This is a genomic window from Actinokineospora sp. PR83 (genome assembly GCF_021056305.1).
Taxonomy (GTDB): domain Bacteria; phylum Actinomycetota; class Actinomycetes; order Mycobacteriales; family Pseudonocardiaceae; genus Actinokineospora; species Actinokineospora spheciospongiae.
This window is the reverse complement of the sequence record NZ_JAJCXD010000044.1, coordinates 56,294-76,032: the sequence shown is the minus strand read 5'-3', so window position 1 is coordinate 76,032 and position 19,739 is coordinate 56,294. Positions and strand designations below refer to the sequence as shown.

Here is a 19,739-nt window from a genome sequence, read left to right as displayed (position 1 = left end):
ACGGCGACGTCGCTGGTCACGGCCGCGCCCGCGTCGGTGATGGTCACGTTGTTGGCGTTCTCGAACACCTTGCCCACGGGCGGGGTCGTCGGCCCGCCGATGACCGCGGCCTGCTGGGCGATCGCCGCGGACAGGGCGCTGACCTGGGCGTACACGCCCGGGTAGTTCGGCCGGGCGCAACCCTGCCCGTAGGAGACGATGCCGACCTGGATCCAGTTGTTGCTCGCGTCGCGGCGCACCATCGGCCCACCGGAGTCGCCCTGGCAGGTGTCGACCCCGCCCTGCGGGTAGCCCGCGCAGATCTCCACCGCGGTCTTCATGCTCGGGTAGGCGGACTTGCAGCTCGCGTCGTCGACGAACGGCACGGTGGCCTTGAGCAGGTAGCGCTGCTGGGCGCCGCCCTCGGTCGCCGCACCCCAGCCGACGACGGTGAAGGTGCCGGAGTCGTAGGCGGTGCTGGTGGCCAGGGGAAGGGTCGCCGCGCCGGTGATCGGGGACGAGAGCTTGATCAGCGCCCAGTCGCCGCCCGCCGAGGTCGAGTAGCCCGGGTTGCGGTACACGTACGACGACGTCCGGGTCACCTTGCTGCTGCTCTGCAGGTCGACCACGCCGTAGGTGGCGGTGATGCTCGTGTTGTCACCCGTGCCGTTCACGCAGTGCGCGGCGGTCAGCACCAACTGGGTGGTGTACATCGCCCCGCCGCAGCCCATCGACAGCCGCACCATCCAGGGGAACTCGCCCTGCGCGGCCTGGGTGCCGCCGACGACCTGCGGGGTGATCGGCCCGTCGTCGGTGGGCGGTGCTGCGCTCGCGTGCGCCGCGGTCCCCGCAGCCAGGGTGGCGGCGCCCGCGGCGACCAACACCGCCCGGCGGAGCCTGCTGTACCACTTGCCCTCGGTCACTGTGTCTTCCTTTCCCGGACCCTGTCGGCAGGGAGGCCCGGTGCGTTGCGCTGTGGACTCCGTCGGTGCGGACTCCAGTGTGGACGGGATGGCACGGCCACGCCTCGGGCCCGGCGGAGCGGGCCCGAGGCGTGGCGGTGACCGGCGCCGGGTGCCCCCGGGGGTGCCGGTGTGGGTCTACAGCGTCGCGGCCTTCGCGGCGATCGCCGCGGACAGGGCGCTGACCTGGGCGTACACGCCCGGGTAGTTCGGCCGGGCGCAACCCTGCCCGTAGGAGACGATGCCGACCTGGATCCAGTTGTTGCTCGCGTCGCGGCGCACCATCGGCCCACCGGAGTCACCCTGACAGGTGTCGACCCCACCTTGCGGGTAGCCCGCGCAGATCTCCACCGCGGTCTTCATGCTGGGGTACGCCACCCGGCAGCTCGTGTCGCTGACGAACGGCACGTTCGCCTTGAGCAGGTAGCGCTGCTGGGCGCCGCCCTCGGTCGCCGAACCCCAGCCCATGACGGTGAACGTGCCGGAGTCGTAGGCGGTGCTGGTGGCCAGCGGCAGGGTCGCCGCCCCGGTGATGGGCGAGGCCAGCTTGATCAGCGCCCAGTCACCGCCGGTCGAGGTCGAGTAACCCGGGTTGCGGTACACGTAGGTCGACTTGCGGGTGATCCGGCTGCTGCTCTGCAGGTCGACCACCCCGTAGGTGGCGGTGATGCTGGAGTTGTTGCCGGTCCCGTTCACGCAGTGCGCGGCGGTGAGCACCAACTGGGTGGTGTACATCGCGCCACCGCAGCCCATCGACAGCCGCACCATCCAGGGGAACTCGCCCTGGGCGGCCCGGCTCCCGCCGACCACCTGCGGGCTGAACGTGCCGCCGTCCGACGGCGGCGGGGCCGCGCTCGCGTGCGCCGTCGTGCCCGCCGCCAGGGTGAGCGCGCCCGCGGCGACGAGCACCGCTCGGCGGATCCTGCTGTACCACTTGCCCTCGGTCACTGGTTCTTTCCTTTCCCGGGCCCGATCGGCAGGGGTGGCCCGGTGGTGTGGAGCGGACTCCGTGGGACGGATCTCCGTGGGGGTTGGAACGCCCCGGACCCGCGGCAGGGGTCAGCGGGCCCGGGGCGCGAGTCCTAGAAGGTGAGCTTGAAGCTGTCGACGTAACCGGTGTCGGAGCTGTAGACGTCCTGCACCTTGAGCCGCCAGGTGCCGTTGGCCGGGATCGCCGAGGCGTTGACGGTGTAGGTGGCGATGACGTTGTCGGCCGAATCCGACGAACTGGAGTTCTTCAACCGGAAGGTGGTCCCGTTGGGCGCCACCAGGTCGATCACCAGGTCACCGCGGTAGGTGTGCTTGATGTCCACGCCCACCGACAGCGCCGACGGGGCGTTGCCGGTGACCCCGCTGACGGCGAGGTTGCTGAACACCGCCGCACCCGCGTCGGTGATGGTCACGTTGGTGGCGTTCTCGAACACCTTGCCCGCCGGGGGAGGCGTGCCGTCGCAGGACAGGCCCGCCGCGCGCCGCGGGCAGTCCGCGTAGTCCAGCAGGTAGAACACCGCGTCCCGGTTGCGGGCGGTCTGGGCGGCGATCACCTCGTCGGGCGGGTAGAAGCCACCGAGGCCGCCGCCGCCCGAGGGGTACATCTCGAAGGTGTAGGCGTAGATCTTGTACTTGCCCCACAGGTAGTCGTCGATCGACCCGTCGGTGATGTAGAGGTCCGAGGACTGCTCGGGGGTGTAGCCGTTGGACGCCGCCATGGCCCGCCCGATGGTGGACAGCACCCGCTGGTCCTCCGCGGTCAGGTCCGGGGTGGTGTCGGCGGTGGTGTAGCCGTAGGGCCACAGCACCAGCTCGGAGTAGGTGTGGAAGTCGATGCCCGCGGTGATCTGCTGCTTGCCGCCGACCACCCGGCTCGCCAACCAGTTCTGCAACGCGGCCACCTCGGGGCTGCTCGCAGGCGACGGGCCGCGGTAGGTCTCACTGCTCGCGCTGCCGGAGGAACCGCCGCAGCAGCCCCACTTGAAGTCCCAGTTGCGGTTCAGGTCGGTGCCCACACTGGACGATCCCGGCGTCGGCTGCCGGTTCTTGCGCCACCCCGCGTACGACCCGGTGCTGATGTCGTACTCACCGCCGTCGGGGTTGACGTCCGGGATGATCCACACCTCGCGCGAGTCCACCAGCCCCTTGACCCGCGCGTCACCGGCGTACCCGTCGGTGAGGGTGCGGATCAGGTACAGCGCCATCTCGACGGTCAGGTGCTCCCGCGCGTGCTGGTGCGCGGTGAACAGCACCTCCGGCTCGTTCTCGTCGGTCCCGGCGTTGTCGGAGATCTTGATCGCGACGATGTCCCGGTTCTGGTACGACTTGCCGATCACCGTCTTGGTGATGATCCCCGGGTGGTCGGCCACCGCCTGGTTGATCTCCGCCGTCATCTCGGCGAAGTTGTGGTAGTTCGAGTCGGCACCCGGGAAGTCGTTGGGGGACACCGCTCCCCGGCTCTGCGCCAGCGGCGCGTCGGCCACCACGGTCAGCCCCAGCGCCCGGATCCGCGCCACCTCCTCCGGTGTCGCTGTCACCATCAACCGGCTGTCCTCGAAGCCGTACAGCGCGGCCCCGGTCGCCGCCACGGCGTTGCGCTGCTCAGCGGACCGGACCCCGCTGACCTGGTACTCGGCCGTCCCCCGACCGGGCTCCGGCTTGGCCCCGGCACCGACCGGGCTCATCGAACTGATCAGGGCGAGGGCGACCAGCGCCCCACCCACGACGGACAGGCGTTTGCGTCTCACGCGGCGGTTCCTCCTGCAGGGGGCGGCCGGGGCCGCCGGAGGTGGTCTTCAGTTGTGACCGGACCTGGCGCGGACGAACCCGAAGGTGCCCTCCCGCCCGACGCCCACCCGGTACTGGTCGAATAGTGACCGGTCGGTCGCGGCTGTCACAAGGCTGCACGCGGTGGGCGTCGTTCCCGTTTCATTCCCACTTCGGACGGGGATCGTGGCACGTCAGAGCGGGTGCCCGGCAATCTTTCACCCGTTTGCCGCTGACCCCGCCAACTCCGGTGCGGTCGGTGACGAACCCCCTCGGCGAATGTTTCAACGAGCCGCACCCGCCGCGAATGCCTATCGCCGGTCAGTCCTCATCAACCGTCGAGCGGAGCACTTCCCAAGCCAGAAGGGCGTCCTCTGCGGCATCGCCCGCTGCCGACCAGGCGTGGTGGCCGGGATCGTCGAGCACGTGAGCCTGTGCCGGTGAGCGTGCGCACAGGTTCAGCGGATGAGGTTCCGCAGCGCCGCACCCGTGTGGGAGCCGGACAGCGCCACGTCGGTGAGGTGCCGCAGGAAGGCGGTGTGCGCCCCGGTGGCGGCGGGTTCCTCCAGCAGGACATCGGTGCCGTGGTGTTCGATGTGGACGACCGGCGGGAAGTGGCCGACCTCCAAGACCCGGAACCCGGGCTCGCGGGCCACCCCGATGGGCAGCAGCCGGATCCGCTGCCCGTGGTTCTCCACCAGGTGCAGCAGTTGGTCGCGCATGGTCTCGGCCGAGACCGCCGGGTGGCTCAACGCGGACGGGTGCAGGAAGAACCGGCTGATCCGCAGCAGCGCCGGGTCGGCGCGACCCCGGTCCGACCCGATCGCCCGCTCGTAGGCCGGGGTGCGCAGCGGGCGGGGGATCAGCGCGGGGTCGAACCCGGTGATGCCGTCGGCCACCGCCTCCACGTCGCCGATCGGGTCGTCGCCGGTGCCGGGGTGCACCACCCACCCGGTCAGGTCGGTCGCCGCCGCCCGCCGGTAGAGCAGCGGCCGCCGGGCGGCGGGCACGTCGAGCACCGCGCACAACCCGCCGATCTCCAACGCGGTCGGCACCCGCCTGCCGGTCATCACCCGGTTCACCATCGCCGGGGACATCGACATCGCCGAGGCCAGTTCCCGGGTGGTGAACCCCCGCGCCACCCGGGCGCTGTCGAGTTCCCGCGCCAGCAGCAACCCGCGCAGGGTCTTCGCGCGGACACCGCTGTCGTCCGTTCCCGGTGGGGTCGTGGTGGGTGCTGACATCCGTGGTTCCTACCGTGAGTGGTCGATGTGCTGGTGGCTGACGGCGTAGTGCACCTTCACCACCGACACCCCGTCGTACGGGGAGTCGGCGGGAATGGCGAAGCCGCACGTGGGTATCGAACAGGTGAACCACGCACCATTTCCCCGCCTGTCCCGGCAAAGGTCGCAGAATGGGGACATCGGGGTCCGTAGGATGAAGTCCGGCGGGCCCGGCGGTTCGACGGCGGGGCTGCGGCCCAGCACCGGTCCTCTGCCCATTGCCGCCCCCTCCTGATCGGTTTCCCCTAATGTAGGCTCATTCCCGCAAGTGCGCTTGCGATTGCAAGTGCGGAAAAAGCACGAGGCAATTGCAGGTGCGGAAAGGAAGTCGTGTCCGGTCAGAGAAAGACACCGCAGGCGCGGGACAGAACCATAGGCGCCCAACTGCGGGCAGTGCGACTGGAGCAGACCACGCTGAACCTGGAGGCCGCCGCCAGGGCGGTCGGCTGGTCGGCGGCCACGCTCAGCCGAACGGAGAACGGCAAGCGCCACATCACCAGCGAGGACGTCTCCGCCGTGCTGGCGGTCTACGGCGTCCCGGTCGCGCAACGGGACGAGTTGATCGAAAGCGCCAGAGCAGGCGCCCAGGCAGGCTGGTGGTCTCGCCCGCTACCAGGGGTGGTGCCGGATCTCGGAACCCTGGCCAGCTACGAGTCCACAGCCACTGCGCTGACGGACTGGTCTCTGGCGGTGGTTCCCGGGCTGCTCCAGACCGAGCGCTACGCCGCAGGTTTCATGCTGGCCGACGGCGCTGTGCAGAAGGACGTTGAGACTCGATGGATGGCCCGCTTGCGACGGCAGCAAGTATTGCCCAGGGTCGACTACGTGGCGTTCATCCACGAGACTGCACTCCGAACTCCCTTCGGAGGCGTTGATGCGCTCAAGGAGCAACTTGCCCACCTGCTGGAGGCATCCCATCGGGGTCGCGGCGTGCGGGTTGTCCGGGAACATGTGCCGCACCGCGCACTGCTGCACTCCTGGCTGATGTTGCACTTCCCGCAAGCGGCCACGGTCCTCCACGTCGAGCTTTATCGAAGCGGTTTGTTCCTGCACGACTCTGAGGTTCGCGTCTATGAGGATGTGCGCTCAGAGCTGGATGACCTGGCACTTTCAGGTGCGGAAAGTCGCAGTATGATCGGGCGACTACTAGAAGGGTTGTGATCATGGAGTGGCGCAAGTCGTCCCGTTCGGGCAACGCTACCAACTGTGTTGAATTTCGGCAGGACCTCACGGCTGTTCGGGACAGCAAGCGACCCGGTGTGTCACTGCCGGTGTCCCGCGACGCCGTGCGCGAGCTGATCACCAAGCTCGCCCGCTAGCCCCGCAGCACCACCTGCTGTTCGGCGGGGATGGGACGCAGGACGCGTCGGTGCCCCATCCCCGCCGAACAGGGCCGCGCTTCACCCGGACAGCGGGTGTCCGTAACGGGCGGCAACGGGCAACATCTCGCAAAGGACCAGACCTGCGGATGAGCCAACCGAACAGCGCGGTCGACTTGACCGTCGAGATCAACCACGGCCAGGTCCACCTCTACGACGAGGCCCCCTGGGTTGACGATCCCGACAACAACGCCGTTCTGCGCGCACTGGACGACGCGCGGCAGTCCGGTCGTTTCGTCGGCGAGTCCAACGGCCTGGTCGATCTCGTGAGCCCGGCCCAGTGGAACTCCAACGCCCCCATGCGGGTCGAAGTCTGGCCACAAGAACCGCCCCCCGGCGACGACGAATGGGACCACGTGGTCGACATCGACCTCGACGCACCGAACGGCCGGTTGTGGTTCGAGGGCTCCGGAGGCCGCGACCCGATCCCCTGCGACGTCCCGCCCGGCAGGTACCGCGCCCGCGTCTCGGGACGCGGCTACACCGAGGTCGCCGCGGGCGTCGAGGGCGTGGACTCCTACCGACTCCGGTTGTGGCCACGAGGCCGAAAGACCGCACCGCTGGGCCGAAAAGCCTGGCACGGTTGGCGGGACGGCACGATCAACTGAACCCGACCACCGAAAGGGTTGTGATCATGGAGTGGCGTAAGTCTTCTCGTTCGGGCAGCGCGAGCAACTGTGTCGAGTTGCGGCAGGACCTCTCGGCTGTCCGGGACAGCAAGCGGCCTGGTGTGTCACTGCCGGTGTCCCGCGACGCCGTGCGCGAGCTGATCACCAAGCTCGCCCGCTAGTCGCCTCCGGTGCCCCCGTCCGACGGCGGGGGCACCGGAGTGTCGGGGCCACCCGGTGGGCGTCACCTGAGAACAGGAACGAGGGTCGGATGGCGACACGCACCAAGGGTGGCGTACTGCTGCCGGTGATCATCCTGGTTGCGGCCGTGGCCGTGTTCGGCGGTGACAAGGTCGTCGACACCATGACCGGCTTGTTCACCGGCGGCGGGAGGACGATCCTCGGCGAGGGGAACTCGCGGGTGATGGTCGCCACCGCCGCCGAGTCGGAGGCCAAGCAGTGTGAAACATCCCAGATGTTGGTCGACAGGTGGTGCGGAGACCTGCACGTTCTCCTTGTCGATGCCAACAAGATCCCCTTCATCGCGCGGAACACCCGACTCGCCTGGGAGTCCGGACACCCCGGGGTCCTCACCATGAACAGGGCCAAGCAGGACGAGAACCGCCGCATCGCGTGCCCGCGCAGTTTCTCCAAGAAATACGGTGGGCAGTGCGACGAATACCCCATGGCGTCAACAAGTGAAGGCGGGGGAGGTGCGCGTACCGAGGAGGTGCCCGGTCGGGAGAACAGTTGTCAGGGTGGGATGTACGGCGCTCAGTACCCCAAAGACGGGCAGCGGTTTCTTGTTGTCATCGTTCATCCTGATCGGATAGCGGCAGAGGCGTTTTCGGGAACGGACATCGCAAAGGACAAAGGACTGTGCTAGAAGAGAACGTCCCGCTTGACGACTTGGTGCGCAAATACGATTGGGTGAGAGAGATCGAAGCGTGGACCGTCGCGGTGATCTCCGACAGGACTACCGCGGACGTGGCTGCCGTCTACGGTGCCCGGGAGGACAGCCTGCTCGGCGACCACAGCTTCGGCCAGTTGGGTGGCCTGCAAGGTCAAGACCCGCTCACGCTCCGACACCACGTCCAAGTGTTCGAGCACGATCACCATGTCGTGACCGTCGAGAACAACGGGTGGAGCGGGAGTCACCCGGAGGTGGCTCGACGGTGCTCAACTGGAGGCGGACACTTCTTCAGCGTGTACTGGAACGTCAACGCGTTCGGACTCGTCACCGAAGCGAAAGACGGTGTGGTCACGGCACGGTTCGAAATGCTCTACCCCGTCGCGCCGAGTCAAGAACCAGGCGAGATTCGTCCGGCGTGGGCGATTGGTCCTGAGCTGGAAACGGCAGTGGCACGTCAAGCCTGTCTCGCGCTCATGGAACAACAGACCGGCGTGGCCTTCGATCCCTATTGGCTGGGGCAACAGTTTCCCACCTACCACATCTCCGAGTCCCATGTGCTGTATCCGGATGCGGATCATGGAATGGTGTAAGTCTTGTCGTTCGGGCAACGCGAGCAACTGTGTTGAGCTGCGGCAGGACCTCTCGGCTGTCCGGGACAGCAAGCGACCCGGTGTGTCGCTGCCGGTGGCCCGCGACGCCGTGCGCGAGCTGATCACCAAGCTCTGCCGCTAGTTCCCACCGGTGCTCAGGCCAGTGGCCTCGCGCCTACTGCCCCATGGTCACGAGGACGACCGTGTTGGTGTTCTTGGCCAGGTAGGCCGTCGCGGACCAGCCCTGGCCGCTGAAAGCCTCGTCGAGGGACTCGCCGGTCAGGAAGGGGCCTTCGGGGAGGTGGTCCTGGAGGCCCTCGACGACCGCCGGTGTGGTGGTGTCCTCCCGGGTGCCCTCGCTGATCTCGGCGACCACCGCCCCCGGGAGGGTGACGATCGCGTCGATCCAATACGTGGAGGGGCCGGGGACGCGGTCGTCGCCGAGGGTGCCGGACATCCACTCCGCTGTCTCCGCCTTGGTGAGCAGCGGGAAGCGCTTGGTGAGGGGTTCGAGGTCGGTGCGGAGTTCGCCGGTGCCCGACTTGGTGGGCATGGTGGTTCCCTTCTGCGGCTGGGTGCTGCCGCAGGCGGTCGTGGTCAGCAGCACGAGGGCTGCCGCGGTGAGTCGGCGGGTGGTGGGGGTCACCGGGCGCGGTTCCTTCCGGGTTCCCGGGGGTTGTCCGGTGTCGGGCCGCGGTCGCGGTCGGTGCCGCGGACCGTGCCGTCGTCGGGGGCGGGGCCGTCGGTGAGGCCCGCGGGTGGGTGGCCGAGTTCCCAGGTGATGGTCTTGGTCATGCTGCCGTGGGTGTCGAACGGTTTGGCCCAGCCTATTTCGGTGAAGCGGCCGTTGCCGTTGTCGGAGGCCCCGGTGGCGATGTCGGTTTGGCCCCGGTTGAAGTTGTAGCGGTCCTGGCCCTCGACGGTGACGACCATGGTGACCCTGTTGCCCTCGACCTTGACGTCGCCGTGGCTCCAGATCTGGTGGCCGCCGACGGCCTTCTGCCAGTTCTCGGTCTTCGGGTAGGGCTCCGCGCCGCTGGGGGCGCCGGTCATCGAGAAGTCGGTGCGGCCGGAGCGGATCAGCTCCTCCGCGGCCCGGGCGGCGCGGGTGACCTCCGAGTCCACGCTCTGGCGGATGCCGGAGTCCTCTTTGTACGCCTTCTCGTAGTCCCATTCCTTGGGCGCACCGGTGTTGGCCCAGTAGTGCTCGTACATCTCCGTCGCGTCGGGCATGAGGCCGAGGGCTTGCGCGCCGCGCAGCTGGGCCAGCCACTTCGCCTTCGCGAGGTGGTCGGAGAGCTCGGAGTCCGCGGAGTCGTAGGCGAAGTCCTCGTCGAACGTGAAGGTCGGCTTCTCCGGTGGACCGGTGTGGTACTTGCCGTCGGCCGTGGTGGTGACGTCGGCGTCGGCGAGGGTGGTGGCGCCGTGGTCGTCCACGGTGCCACCCGCGGCGGCGGCCAGGGCAGCGGCGAGGCGGGAGTCGACCTCGCCCGCGATCCCCAGCACCTGGCCCACGCGCTCGGCGAGGAGTTGGGCGGTGCGCGGGCGGTCCGGGTCGGCCGCGGCCGCGGGGTCGTCGTCGTGGACCGAGCCGTCCGGGCCGATGGTGAACCGGTTGGCCCTGGCGGTGGTCTCCAGCTCCTCCACCTGGCGGCGCAGGTCGTCCACGGCGTCGGCGGCGTCCTGCAGCGCCTTCTGCACGTGGGCGGCCTCGGCGACGATGTGCTCGGCGCGGTCGCGCAGCCCGCTGAGCGCACCGCGCGCGCCGGTGGCGTTCTCCCCGTGCCAGAACAGCGGGCCGAACGACATGTCGAGTTCGTCCTGGAGGCCCAGGATCTGCTCCTTGCGGCCGCGCACGGCCTGCGCAACCCCCTCCAGGGCTTCGGAGTTCCACGACCGCACGTCGGCGTAGGAGGTCATCCGCCCAGCCTGCCGAGGATGCCGCCCAGGACGTCGAAGTCCTCCGCCGCGGCCGACTCGTCCTCCTGGTAGCCATCGGCCGAGGTGGCGAGGTTGCCGCTGAACGCGGTGATGTCCGCCGACCAGCCGCGCAGCCGCTCGCCCCACGCGGTGGCCAGTGCCTGGGCCTGCCCCGCGGACGCCGAGCCCGGCATGGCCTCCGCGGCTGGGGCCACGGCCTCGCCCAGTCTGATCTGACCGGCTTGTTCCCCGGCGGAGCCCGCCGCCCTCGCCGCTTTGCGCAGGCCCTCGATGTCGACCTCGTAGCCGTCCACTGTCCCCCCCACGGATGCGTGAGGCGAGGATAAGGGGGCAAGCGAAAGCTGTCCGGCCTTCGCCTGCGAATCACCCGGATGGAGTTCCCGCTCCCGGGCGGGCGCGCGGGAAGTGGCGTCAGTGCGCCCGTTCCCAGAGCGGCAGGCGGAAGGCCGCGTAGGTGAACTTGCCGGTGATCTGCCCGGCGGTGTTGAAGTGGAAGACGTCCAAGCCGTGCCACTGCACGCGGCCGCTGTAGCGGATCCGGGCGAACCACCGCGGCCGGGTTGCCCGCCACGCGGTGACCACCGGTGGGCGACCGCGGTGATCCGGAAGCAGGCACAAGAGCATGATGTGGCCGTGGGTTCCTTGGAGACGACGGACGCGGTCCGGGGGCGGATGAGCAGGCAGCGCTCACGGGACACCGGGACCGAGATCGCGCTGCGGAAAGCGCTGCACGCCCTGGGTTTGCGCTACCGGGTGCACCGGCGGCCGGTGCGCGCGGTGCGCCGGGAGGCCGACGTGGTGTTCGGCCCGGTGAAGGTGGCGGTGTTCGTCGACGGGTGCTTCTGGCACGGCTGCCCGGAGCACGTGACCTGGCCGAAGAACAACGCCGACTTCTGGCGCTCGAAGATCGAGACCAACCGGTCCCGCGACCGCGACACCGACCGCAAGCTCGCCGACGACGGGTGGGCGGTCGTGCGGGTGTGGGAGCACGAGGACCCGCTCAGCGCCGCTCAGCGGGTGCGCGACCTCGTCGCCGAGCGGCGCTGAGCCAGGCGACCGCGGCGAGGGCGGCCACCAGCGCGCACACCCACGGCCACCCCGGCAGCGCCGTCGCCGCCCAGGAACCCGCCGCGCCGCCGAGGAAGGCGCAGGTCATGTAGGCCGTGTTGAGCCTGCTGCGGACCTGGGGGCCCAGCGCGAAGATCCGCACCTGGTTCGCCACCATCCCCGACTGCATGGCCACGTCCAGCAGCAACGTCCCCGCCACCACCGCGCCCAACCCCGCGACCCCGCCCAGCCCACCCAGGGCGAGCACCGCCGCGGCCACGAGCACCGCGCCGAAGCACACCGCGTTCACCGCGTCCGGCCCCCACCGGTCCGCGAACCGCCCCGCGACCGGCGTGCACAGCATCGTCACCGCGTTGACCAGCGCCAACGCCCCCACCGCCCGCGCGTCCAACCCGTAGCGCCCACCGGTCAGCAGGAGCGCCACGGCGGTCCACACCGCCGAGAACCCCCCGAACACGCACGCCTGGTTGAGGCATGACCGCCGCAGCGCCGCCTCCGCCCACAGCAACCGCACCGACTCCGCCACCAACGCCGGGTACCGCTGCCGCGACGGTGCCTCCGACGACGGCAGCAGCCGCGCCAGCACGACCGCGGCGACCGCGCACAGCCCCGCCGCCAGCAGGTACAGCGCGCGCCACCCCAGCCACTCGCCGAGCACCCCGCCGAACGCCCGGGACAGCAGCATCCCGCCGATCGACCCGCTGAGCACCGTGCCGGTCACCGCCCCGCGCCGCTCCGGGGCGACCATCCCGGCCACCATGGGCGCGACCAGCGGCGCCACCACCGTCGTCACCCCGGCCAGGCCGCCGCCGACGACCAGTGCGGGGAGGCTGGTGGCGGTGCCCGCCACCAGCAGGAACACCGAGGTCAGCCCGAGCAGCGCCACGACCAGGGTCCGGTACGGCACCCGGTCGCCCAGTGGCACCAGGAAGAAGATGCCGACCGCGTACCCGAGCTGGGCCACGGTCACCACCAGCGCGGCGGCCGTGGGCGACACCCCGAGCCCGGAGGCGACCAAGGGGCTCACGACCTGCGGGAAGTACAGGTTGCCGACGGCGATCCCGCAGGTCAGCGCGAGCACGAACACCAGGCGACCGGTCATCGCCGCCAGTGTCACCGGGGGAGACTGGGGACGGCAATCGAATACTCGACGTGACCGGGATCACGGCGAGTGGCTTCAACGTTCCGGTGCTCCCGCGGTGTTCCCCGGACGCACTCGATACTTCACGCGGAGAGGGGCCACGGTGCGCGAAAGCTTCGACCAGTTCGTGGCGGAACGGCTGGACCGCTTGCTGCGCTACGCGACGGCGATGACCTGCGACCGGCACCTGGCCCAGGACATCGTGCAGGAGGTGTTGCTCAGGGCGCAGCGCAGGTGGTCGCGCATCGGCGACATGGAGGCTTCCTACCTCTACGTCAAGAAGATGGTCACCAACGAGTACCTGTCCTGGCGCAGGCGCAAAGCGGCCCGGGACATCACCGCCACCCGAGCCGCCCTGGAAGCGGCGTCCGCGCCGGTCGGCGACTTCGCCCACGACTACGTGGAGCGCGACGCCATGCGAGCCCGGATAGCGGCCCTCCCGCGCAGACAGCGCGCGGCGATAGTCCTGCGCTACTACGAGGACTGCACCACGGCCCAGATCGCGCACGTCCTCGGCTGCACCGAAGGCACCGCCCGCAGCCACCTCTCCCACGCCCTGTCCACGCTCCGCGCCGACACCACCGCGACCGCATCGGAGGCCCTGCGATGACCGAGCACGAATCCCTGATCCGCCAGGCCATCGCCGCCGAAGCCGACCAGGCGGCGCACCCGGAGGCGGTGCTCGCCCGGCTGCGCAACGGCCACCACCGCCGCGCCTGGCCGACGTTCGCGGCCATCGCCGCCGCTGTGGTCGCCGTCGTGGCGGGCGCGGTGGTCCTGCCGTCCCTGCTGCGCAACGACAACGCAGGCACCGCCGCCCAGGTCGCCACCCAGCCGCCCCAGTCCCGCCAGACCCAGAACGTCCTCCTCGCGGGCAGCGACGCGAACGGCTACCTCGACACCGTCGTCCTGGTCCGGGTGGGCGCCGACGGCTCCCTGCGCGGGGTCTCCCTGCCGCGCGACGCGTACACCGCGGTCCCGGGCGCGGGGAACAAGAAGCTCAGCCACTCCTACAACGCCCTCTACACCCAGGCGAAGGAAAGCGGCGCCGACGACCAGACCGCCGCCACCGCGGGCCGCAACGGCCTGATCGCCACCGTCGAACACCTCACCGGCGTCCGCGCCGATCACGTCGCCATCGCCGACGTGGCGGGCTTCGCCGCCCTCGCCGACACCCTCGGCGGCGTCGAGGTCTGCCTCAACCGCGCCACCAAGGACCCCTACTCCGGCGCCGACTTCCAAGCGGGCCCCACCACCCTCACCGGCCAGCGCAGCCTCGCCTTCCTGCGCCAGCGCCACGGCCTCCCCAACGGCGACCTCGACCGCATCACCAGGGCACAGGTATTCCTCCGCAACCTCTCCACCAAGCTCCTGGCCGACGACACCCTCACGAACCTGAACGGCCTGGCGACCCTGGTGGACGCGGTGAACCGCACCGTCCGCACCGACCCGGGCTGGGACCTGATCGCCTTCGCGGCCACCCTCGTCGGCAGCACCCCCCTGGTCACCGCCACCATCCCCGTCGTCGGCGAGGTGGACACCGCCGACAGCGGCATGGCGCTGGAAGTGGACCCGGCGGCGGTGCAGCGGTTCACCGCGCAGCAGTTCGCCGTGCAGCCGCCCGCCCCGGAGGTCCCCATGACCGCCACTGCTCAGACCTCTTCCCAGTGCGTCAACTGAATGCGTGAGGAGGTCCCGGCCACTGGGGGGTGGTCGGGACCTCTTGCGCTGTGGGTGCGCTGAGCCTGTCCACAACCCTCTTGGCGCGCAGCGGTTTCTGACAGTCCCCCGTGGTGGACTTGTCGGAACCTACTGGAGAGGGGCGTGCGGTGTCGGAGGTCGAGCACGGTGCGGTGGGTGCTGTACTGCGGGCGTTCCTGGCGCAGGAGGGTGAGCTGCCCGCAGGCCGGGTGCTGACCCACGCGGTGATCGTGTTCCGCACCTACGAGGTCCGCGAGGACGGCCGGGCTGTCACCAGGCGGGGGCGGGTCTACCCGCTGGGGGAGATGGACGCCACCCTGGAGCGGGGGATGCTCGACGACGCGCTGTTCGACGCGCGCAGGGACCGGGGCAGGCCCGGCTAGTCGTCCTCGTGTTCCGGTTGGGCCCGTTGGACCTCGGTGTCGAGCGGGCTGAGCACGGGCTTCGCCTCCGCCAGACCCCGGAGCGCGCCCACCGTCAGGGGGAGCTTCTCCTCCGGCATGTGGGTGACCAGGTCGAGTGCCTGCTGGCGCAGCGCGGACGGCGTCTCCGTCACCGCGGGGAGGGGGCGGGGGGCGTAGCCCGCCAGCGCCAGGATGTCCGCCTGGGGGAGGCCGATCGCCCGGCCCGTTTTGACGATGTTCTTCGCCAGCGGGAAGGACTGGGTGCCGTTGTAGCGGAGTCCGCCGCGCTCGATGTTCTGCCAGGTGGTCTTGGAGACGTCCGCCACCTTGGCGGCCTCGGCGTGCGACAGCGTCCTGGCCAGCCTCCATTCTTCCAGGCTGCGGCCGAACGCCTGGAGTTTCGCCACATCCGGTCGGCCGGTCATGCCACGGATGATCTACCACCGCCGCCGGAGGGAAGGGTGGCAAAACTCCGAAAGCCAACTGTTGCCGACTATTGCTATACTATTGCCACAACGGCGGATCTTCTGTGATCGGTGAACGGTTGTTTCATGGTTGAAACCGTCGGCGGGCACAGGGAAGCCCGCCGCACGGATGTGCGGCGGGCTTCTGGGGAATTGTCAGAGAGTGGGCAGTGCCACGGACGCGGCGGCCAGAACCACAGCAAAAGTGACCATCAACAGGGCCATTCTCAGCGTGGTCGGCCAGCCTGCGCGGGCCACCCTGGCCAGGGTGGTCAGGCAGTGCGTGCGGACGTCAGTCACAGGACTCCTTTGACTCGAATGGTGATTCGGTGAAACAACGGCGTGGTTTCCTTCCCGGCCGTTGCCCATCGATAACCGAATTCGGTCGGCGGTGTCCTGTCGGTTGCGAAAAGCGGTGGGAAATCGTCGGTGAGCGGTCAGGTGGTCGTGTGCCGGGCGGCCAGTGCGCGGCTCGCGCGTTCGACCAGTACCTCCAGCGTGGCGCCCATGTGCTCGTGCAGCAGCGCCAGCGCCTTCCGCAGGTCCGCCGCGTGGACGCGTTCCATGATCTCGATGTGCTCGGCGATGGACCTCTCGATGCGGCCCTCGACGGTGAAGTCGTACATCCGCACGTGGCGGATGCGCCGGTTCACCCCGACCAGCGCCTCCACCAGCGCCGCGTTGCCCGACGCCGCGAGCAGGGTGGCGTGGTAGCGCTCGTCCTCCAGGACGAAGTCGGGGGTCGGGGGCGGTGGGGCGGCGCGGAGGGCGTACCAGTGCTCCAGTTCGGCCTCCAGCGCCGCCCGGTCGTGGCGGACGGTGGGGTTCTCCAGGGACCGGGTGATGCCGCGCAGTTCCACCGCGATGCGGACCTCGTACAGGTCCCGGATGCCGGGCATGTCCGGGACGACGATCGAGTAGCCGTAGTCCTGGCGCCGCACCAGGCCGTCGGCCATGAGGCGGGTCAGGGCCTCGCGGACGGGGGTCCGGGAGACCCCGAGGGCGCGGGCCAGTTTGGGTTCGGTGAACCGGTCCGCGACCGACCAGCGGGTGCTCAGCACCTCCTCCCGCAGTCGCAGGTACACCTGGTCGCGCAGGGAATCGGTCACGGCCTAGATCGCCATGGCGGTGCGGACGTGCTCGACGGCCCCGGGACCGCCGTCGCCGGTTGCGGTGACCCGGCCTGCCTCCAGGACGTAGTAGCGGTCGGCGGCGGAGAGGGCGAAGCCGATGTGCTGTTCCACCAGCAGCACCGACAGGCCGCCACCGGTCGCCAGGGTGCGGATGGTCTCCTCGATCTCGGCGACGACCGACGGCTGGATGCCCTCGGTGGGTTCGTCGAGGATGAGCAGGCGGGGTTGGGTGATCAGCGCCCTGGCGATGGCGAGCTGCTGGCGTTGACCGCCCGACAGCAGGCCCGCGCGCCTGCCCAGCATCGGGACCAGGGCGGGGAACATGTCCAGGGCCTCGCGGATCAGGCGCTTGCCGTCGCGGCGGGTGTCGGCGACCAGGCGCAGGTTGTCCTCCGCGGTGAGCTGCGGGAAGCACTGCTGGCCCTGCGGCACGTACGCCAGGCCGCGCTTGACCCGCTCGTTCGGCCGCATCCGCGTGACGTCCACACCGTCCAGCAGGATCTTCCCGGAGGTGGGGCGCAGCAGGCCCGCGGCGGCGCGCAGCAGGGTGGTCTTGCCCGCGCCGTTGTGGCCGGTGACGGCGACCACCGCCTCGGCCGGGACCGCCACGGTGGCGCCGTGGACGACGGTCGTGCGGCCGTAGCCGACGTGGACGTCGATCATCTCCAGCATCTACGACTGCACCTCCTCTGCGGGGGCCGCGTGCGCGCGGCCCAGGTAGACCTCTTGCACCCGCGGGTCGGCCTGCACCTCGGCGACCGTGCCCTCGCTGAGCACCCGCCCGGCGTGCAGCACGGTGACCGAGGTGGCGAACGAGCGCATGAAGTCCATGTCGTGCTCGACCACCACCACCGTGCGCTCCGCGCCGATCCGCCGCAGCAACTGCCCGGTCTCGTCGCGCTCGTGGGCGCTCATGCCCGCGACCGGTTCGTCCAGCAGCAGCACCCGCGCGTTCTGCACCAGCAGCATCCCGATCTCCAGCCACTGCTTCTGCCCGTGCGCGAGCACCCCGGCCTGCTTGTCCCGCAGGTCGCCCAGCCCGATGATCTCCAGCGCCTCCTCGACCTCCTCCGGCACCGCCGACCGCCTGCGCAGCAGCGTCAGCGGCCCGCGACCGGCGCCCGCGGCGATGTCGAGGTTCTGCAACACGGTCAGCTCCTCGAACACGCTGGCCGTCTGGAAGGTGCGGCCGACACCCAGCCGGGCGATCTTGTGCACCTTCTGGTTCAGCAACTGGGTCGCGCCGAAGGTGGCCGACCCGGACGCCGCGACCAAGCCGGTGATGGCGTCCACCAGGGTCGTCTTGCCCGCGCCGTTGGGTCCGATGAGGAACCGCAGGTCGCCCTGCAACACCGTCATGGACACGCTGTCGACGGCCACGAACCCGTCGAAGGTGACCCGGACGTCGGTCAGCTCCAGGTAGTCGCCGTTCACGCCGTCTTCTCCTTGCGCCGGTTGAGGAGCGCGCCCACACCCGCGAACCCGCGCGGGAGGAACGCCACCACGAGCACGAACATGGCCCCCTGGAAGTAGGTCCAGAACGACGGGAAGCTCTCCGACAGCGACGTCTGCGCCCACGCCACCGCGATGGCCCCGACGACCGGCCCGAACAGCGTCGACCGCCCGCCGATGGCCACCCCGATCAGGAACGCGATGGACGGCACCACGCCCACGCTGGCCGGGGAGATGATCCCGACGATCGGCACGAACAGCGCCCCCGCGATCCCCGCCATGGCCGCGGCCACCACGTACGCCACGATCTTGATGTTGGCCGGGTCGTAGCCGAGGAAGCGCACCCGCTCCTCCTGGTCGCGCACCGCGATCAGCAGTTCGCCGTAGCGGGAGCGGTAGAGCTGCCAGACCACCAGCACCATCAGCAGCAGGGTGGCCGAGGCGATGTAGAACAGCATCCGCTTGTTCACCGGGTCGTAGAGGTTGAACCCGAAGAACGACTTGAAGCCGTTGAGCCCGTTGGTGCCGCCGATCGTGGCCTGCTGCCCGACGAGCAGGATCGCGAACGCCGCCGCCAGCGCCTGGGACAGGATCGCGAAGTACGCCCCGCGCACCCGGCGTCGGAAGATCGCCGCACCCAGGCCGAACGCGACCAGCGCCGGGATGGCCACGATGGCGACGACGGTGAAGACCGGCGAGCGGAACGGTTCCCACCAGCCGGGGACCTCGCCGCTGCCGTAGAGCTTCATGAAGTCCGGCACCCCACCCGCCCCCGCGTCGGCGAGCTTGAGGTGCATGGCCATCACGTACGCGCCGAGGCCGAAGAACACGCCCTGCCCCAGCGTCAGCATCCCGCCGCGGCCCCAGGCCAGGCCGATGCCCACGGCCACGATCGCGTAGCAGACGAACCGGCCCAGCAGCGCCAGCCGGAAGTCCGACAGCACCGCCGGGGCCAGCACCAGCAGCGCCAGGCCCAGGGCGATGAACCCGATGGCCGTGGGCAGCTCGCTCTTGCGCTTCGCCCTGGCGGGCGGGGGAGCGGTCTCGGTCTTGTCCTCGATCGTTGTCATGCCAGGCTCCTCGTCCGGATGCTGAAGATGCCCTGCGGCCGGATCTGCAAGAACACGACGATGACCGCGAAGACGGCCACCTTCGCGATGCTCGCCGTGGTGGAGTACTCGAACGTCGCCTGCAGGATGCCCAGGCCGAACGCGGCGATCACGGTGCCCTTGATCTGCCCGATGCCGCCCGCGACGACCACCAGGAACGCGTCGACGATGTAGTTGGTGCCCAGGGTCGGGCCGGTGGAACCGAGCAGGGTCAGCGCCACCCCGGCGATCCCGGCGAGCCCGGAGCCGATGAAGAAGGTGAGCCGGTCGGTGCCGCGGGTGGAGATGCCCGCGGTCTCGGCCAGGTCGCGGTTCTGCACGACACCGCGGATGCGCCTGCCCAGCGGGGTCTTGGTGAGCACCAGCGCCAGCCCGCCGACCGCCACCACCGACAGCACCAGGATGAACAGCCGCGACGCGGGCACCTCCGCCACGCCCAGGTCGACGCTGCCGGAGAGCCACGACGGCGAGCGGACGTCGACGTTCGGGGCGCCGAACACGTCGCGGGCGACCTGTTGCAGGATCAGCGCCACGCCCCAGGTGACCAGGAGCGTGTCCAGCGGCCGGTTGTACATGCGGTGGATGAGGGTCAGTTCCAGCAGCAGCCCGAGCAGGCCGCCGATGAGGAACCCGAGGGGGATCGACACCACGAGCGCGATCCCGGCGTCGGCGATGACGCCCTGCACGACGAACGCGGTGTAGGCGCCCGCCATCATGAACTCGCCGTGGGCCATGTTGATCACGCCCATCTGGCCGAAGGTGAGCGCGAGCCCGAGTGCCGCGAGCAGCAGCACCGACCCGAGCGACAGACCCGCGAAGAGCTGTCCGAACAGGGCTTCCATTGCCGGTGTTTCC

24 protein-coding genes and 1 pseudogene are annotated in these 19,739 nt (G+C 70.0%); 11 read left to right on the top strand and 14 right to left on the bottom strand.

Annotation, left to right across the window (positions count from 1 at the left end):
* Window positions 1-104 precede the first annotated feature (104 nt).
* The 4 genes and pseudogenes from L6E12_RS16730 to L6E12_RS16715 all read right to left on the bottom strand — a co-directional run.
* Window positions 105-902, bottom strand: a pseudogene (locus L6E12_RS16730) (trypsin-like serine protease); the annotation flags it as partial.
* 177 nt (window positions 903-1,079) lie between these two features.
* A complete protein-coding gene (locus L6E12_RS16725; protein WP_236228851.1) occupies window positions 1,080-1,889 on the bottom strand; it encodes a trypsin-like serine protease in 810 nt (269 codons plus the stop codon).
* Between the two features lie 134 nt (window positions 1,890-2,023).
* On the bottom strand, window positions 2,024-3,679 hold the full coding sequence (locus L6E12_RS16720; RefSeq protein ID WP_236228850.1) for a M14 family zinc carboxypeptidase: 1,656 nt from the start codon (window positions 3,677-3,679) through the stop codon (window positions 2,024-2,026).
* A 477-nt stretch (window positions 3,680-4,156) separates the two neighbouring features.
* A complete protein-coding gene (locus L6E12_RS16715) occupies window positions 4,157-4,942 on the bottom strand; it encodes a Scr1 family TA system antitoxin-like transcriptional regulator (RefSeq protein ID WP_236228849.1) in 786 nt (261 codons plus the stop codon).
* Window positions 4,943-5,311: 369 nt separating this feature from the next.
* Here L6E12_RS16715 and L6E12_RS16710 point away from each other — a divergent pair, with 369 nt between their 5' ends.
* The 7 genes from L6E12_RS16710 to L6E12_RS16680 all read left to right on the top strand — a co-directional run bounded on the left by L6E12_RS16710 (window position 5,312) and on the right by L6E12_RS16680 (window position 8,613).
* Window positions 5,312-6,142 carry a helix-turn-helix transcriptional regulator gene (locus tag L6E12_RS16710; RefSeq protein WP_308074924.1) on the top strand — a complete coding sequence of 277 codons (831 nt, stop codon included), beginning with the start codon at window positions 5,312-5,314 and terminating at the stop codon, window positions 6,140-6,142.
* 2 nt (window positions 6,143-6,144) lie between these two features.
* The gene (locus L6E12_RS16705; RefSeq protein ID WP_236228847.1) at window positions 6,145-6,300 is read left to right on the top strand and encodes a DUF397 domain-containing protein; all 156 of its coding nucleotides are present in this window, start codon (window positions 6,145-6,147) and stop codon (window positions 6,298-6,300) included.
* Between the two features lie 149 nt (window positions 6,301-6,449).
* On the top strand, window positions 6,450-6,968 hold the full coding sequence (locus L6E12_RS16700; RefSeq protein ID WP_236228846.1) for a hypothetical protein: 519 nt from the start codon (window positions 6,450-6,452) through the stop codon (window positions 6,966-6,968).
* Between the two features lie 26 nt (window positions 6,969-6,994).
* Window positions 6,995-7,150, top strand: a complete 156-nt coding sequence (locus tag L6E12_RS16695) for a DUF397 domain-containing protein (protein WP_236228845.1) — start codon at window positions 6,995-6,997, stop codon at window positions 7,148-7,150.
* Between the two features lie 89 nt (window positions 7,151-7,239).
* Window positions 7,240-7,854: a NucA/NucB deoxyribonuclease domain-containing protein gene (locus L6E12_RS16690; protein WP_236228844.1), complete on the top strand. Its 615-nt coding sequence runs from the start codon at window positions 7,240-7,242 to the stop codon at window positions 7,852-7,854.
* The gene (locus L6E12_RS16685; RefSeq protein ID WP_236228843.1) at window positions 7,848-8,471 is read left to right on the top strand and encodes a DUF6461 domain-containing protein; all 624 of its coding nucleotides are present in this window, start codon (window positions 7,848-7,850) and stop codon (window positions 8,469-8,471) included. The genes L6E12_RS16690 and L6E12_RS16685 overlap by 7 nt, the downstream gene beginning before the upstream one ends.
* A complete protein-coding gene (locus L6E12_RS16680; RefSeq protein ID WP_236228842.1) occupies window positions 8,458-8,613 on the top strand; it encodes a DUF397 domain-containing protein in 156 nt (51 codons plus the stop codon). The genes L6E12_RS16685 and L6E12_RS16680 overlap by 14 nt, the downstream gene beginning before the upstream one ends.
* Window positions 8,614-8,646: 33 nt before the next feature.
* Here the strand turns inward: L6E12_RS16680 and L6E12_RS16675 are convergent, their stop codons facing one another.
* From L6E12_RS16675 to L6E12_RS16665, 3 genes are read right to left on the bottom strand one after another with little or no spacing between them, the layout of a single operon-like run.
* Entirely contained in the window at window positions 8,647-9,117 is a 471-nt protein-coding gene (locus tag L6E12_RS16675; RefSeq protein WP_236228841.1) for a hypothetical protein, read from the bottom strand.
* A complete protein-coding gene (locus tag L6E12_RS16670; RefSeq protein ID WP_236228840.1) occupies window positions 9,114-10,391 on the bottom strand; it encodes a hypothetical protein in 1,278 nt (425 codons plus the stop codon). The genes L6E12_RS16675 and L6E12_RS16670 overlap by 4 nt, the downstream gene beginning before the upstream one ends.
* Complete coding sequence (locus L6E12_RS16665; protein WP_236228839.1) at window positions 10,388-10,717, bottom strand: hypothetical protein; 330 nt, start codon at window positions 10,715-10,717, stop codon at window positions 10,388-10,390. Before L6E12_RS16665 ends, L6E12_RS16670 begins: the two co-directional genes overlap by 4 nt.
* A gap of 367 nt (window positions 10,718-11,084) precedes the next feature.
* On the opposite strand from L6E12_RS16665, the gene L6E12_RS16660 reads away from it, so the two are divergent.
* Window positions 11,085-11,459: a very short patch repair endonuclease gene (locus tag L6E12_RS16660; protein WP_236228872.1), complete on the top strand. Its 375-nt coding sequence runs from the start codon at window positions 11,085-11,087 to the stop codon at window positions 11,457-11,459.
* On the opposite strand, the gene L6E12_RS16655 is transcribed toward L6E12_RS16660, so the two are convergent.
* Window positions 11,413-12,582, bottom strand: coding sequence for an MFS transporter (locus L6E12_RS16655; protein ID WP_236228838.1), 1,170 nt, complete (start codon window positions 12,580-12,582; stop codon window positions 11,413-11,415). The genes L6E12_RS16660 and L6E12_RS16655 overlap by 47 nt on opposite strands.
* Window positions 12,583-12,724: 142 nt before the next feature.
* Here L6E12_RS16655 and L6E12_RS16650 point away from each other — a divergent pair, with 142 nt between their 5' ends.
* From L6E12_RS16650 to L6E12_RS16640, 3 genes are all read left to right on the top strand, one after another.
* A complete protein-coding gene (locus L6E12_RS16650) occupies window positions 12,725-13,231 on the top strand; it encodes a SigE family RNA polymerase sigma factor (protein ID WP_236228837.1) in 507 nt (168 codons plus the stop codon).
* A complete protein-coding gene (locus L6E12_RS16645; protein ID WP_236228836.1) occupies window positions 13,228-14,301 on the top strand; it encodes an LCP family protein in 1,074 nt (357 codons plus the stop codon). The genes L6E12_RS16650 and L6E12_RS16645 overlap by 4 nt, the downstream gene beginning before the upstream one ends.
* Before the next feature lie 149 nt (window positions 14,302-14,450).
* Window positions 14,451-14,705, top strand: a complete 255-nt coding sequence (locus L6E12_RS16640; protein WP_236228835.1) for a hypothetical protein — start codon at window positions 14,451-14,453, stop codon at window positions 14,703-14,705.
* Here L6E12_RS16640 and L6E12_RS16635 read toward each other — a convergent pair.
* From L6E12_RS16635 to urtB, 6 genes are all read right to left on the bottom strand, one after another.
* Complete coding sequence (locus L6E12_RS16635) at window positions 14,702-15,151, bottom strand: helix-turn-helix transcriptional regulator (protein ID WP_236228834.1); 450 nt, start codon at window positions 15,149-15,151, stop codon at window positions 14,702-14,704. The two genes, L6E12_RS16640 and L6E12_RS16635, sit on opposite strands and share 4 nt — an antisense overlap.
* A 476-nt stretch (window positions 15,152-15,627) precedes the next feature.
* On the bottom strand, window positions 15,628-16,299 hold the full coding sequence (locus L6E12_RS16630) for a GntR family transcriptional regulator (RefSeq protein WP_236228833.1): 672 nt from the start codon (window positions 16,297-16,299) through the stop codon (window positions 15,628-15,630).
* A gap of 3 nt (window positions 16,300-16,302) precedes the next feature.
* Window positions 16,303-16,995: an urea ABC transporter ATP-binding subunit UrtE gene (gene urtE, locus L6E12_RS16625; protein WP_236228832.1), complete on the bottom strand. Its 693-nt coding sequence runs from the start codon at window positions 16,993-16,995 to the stop codon at window positions 16,303-16,305.
* Window positions 16,996-17,757: an urea ABC transporter ATP-binding protein UrtD gene (urtD, locus tag L6E12_RS16620; RefSeq protein ID WP_236228831.1), complete on the bottom strand. Its 762-nt coding sequence runs from the start codon at window positions 17,755-17,757 to the stop codon at window positions 16,996-16,998. It abuts the gene before it with no gap.
* A complete protein-coding gene (gene urtC / locus L6E12_RS16615) occupies window positions 17,754-18,845 on the bottom strand; it encodes an urea ABC transporter permease subunit UrtC (protein WP_236228830.1) in 1,092 nt (363 codons plus the stop codon). The genes urtD and urtC overlap by 4 nt, the downstream gene beginning before the upstream one ends.
* Window positions 18,842-19,726, bottom strand: coding sequence for an urea ABC transporter permease subunit UrtB (urtB, locus tag L6E12_RS16610; protein ID WP_236228829.1), 885 nt, complete (start codon window positions 19,724-19,726; stop codon window positions 18,842-18,844). Before urtB ends, urtC begins: the two co-directional genes overlap by 4 nt.
* Between the last annotated feature and the right edge of the window lie 13 nt (window positions 19,727-19,739).

Excerpts from the sequence above, each read along its gene's own strand:
- L6E12_RS16635 (WP_236228834.1), bottom strand. The coding sequence starts at position 15,151 with ATGACCGGCCGACCGGATGTGGCGAAACTCCAGGCGTTCGGCCGCAGC.
- L6E12_RS16715 (WP_236228849.1), bottom strand. The coding sequence starts at position 4,942 with ATGTCAGCACCCACCACGACCCCACCGGGAACGGACGACAGCGGTGTC.
- urtE (WP_236228832.1), bottom strand. The coding sequence starts at position 16,995 with ATGCTGGAGATGATCGACGTCCACGTCGGCTACGGCCGCACGACCGTC.
- urtB (WP_236228829.1), bottom strand. The coding sequence starts at position 19,726 with ATGGAAGCCCTGTTCGGACAGCTCTTCGCGGGTCTGTCGCTCGGGTCG.
- L6E12_RS16700 (WP_236228846.1), top strand. The coding sequence starts at position 6,450 with ATGAGCCAACCGAACAGCGCGGTCGACTTGACCGTCGAGATCAACCAC.
- L6E12_RS16645 (WP_236228836.1), top strand. The coding sequence starts at position 13,228 with ATGACCGAGCACGAATCCCTGATCCGCCAGGCCATCGCCGCCGAAGCC.
- urtC (WP_236228830.1), bottom strand. The coding sequence starts at position 18,845 with ATGACAACGATCGAGGACAAGACCGAGACCGCTCCCCCGCCCGCCAGG.
- L6E12_RS16705 (WP_236228847.1), top strand. The coding sequence starts at position 6,145 with ATGGAGTGGCGCAAGTCGTCCCGTTCGGGCAACGCTACCAACTGTGTT.
- L6E12_RS16690 (WP_236228844.1), top strand. The coding sequence starts at position 7,240 with ATGGCGACACGCACCAAGGGTGGCGTACTGCTGCCGGTGATCATCCTG.
- L6E12_RS16670 (WP_236228840.1), bottom strand. The coding sequence starts at position 10,391 with ATGACCTCCTACGCCGACGTGCGGTCGTGGAACTCCGAAGCCCTGGAG.
- L6E12_RS16695 (WP_236228845.1), top strand. The coding sequence starts at position 6,995 with ATGGAGTGGCGTAAGTCTTCTCGTTCGGGCAGCGCGAGCAACTGTGTC.
- L6E12_RS16655 (WP_236228838.1), bottom strand. The coding sequence starts at position 12,582 with ATGACCGGTCGCCTGGTGTTCGTGCTCGCGCTGACCTGCGGGATCGCC.
- L6E12_RS16680 (WP_236228842.1), top strand. The coding sequence starts at position 8,458 with ATGGAATGGTGTAAGTCTTGTCGTTCGGGCAACGCGAGCAACTGTGTT.
- L6E12_RS16660 (WP_236228872.1), top strand. The coding sequence starts at position 11,085 with ATGAGCAGGCAGCGCTCACGGGACACCGGGACCGAGATCGCGCTGCGG.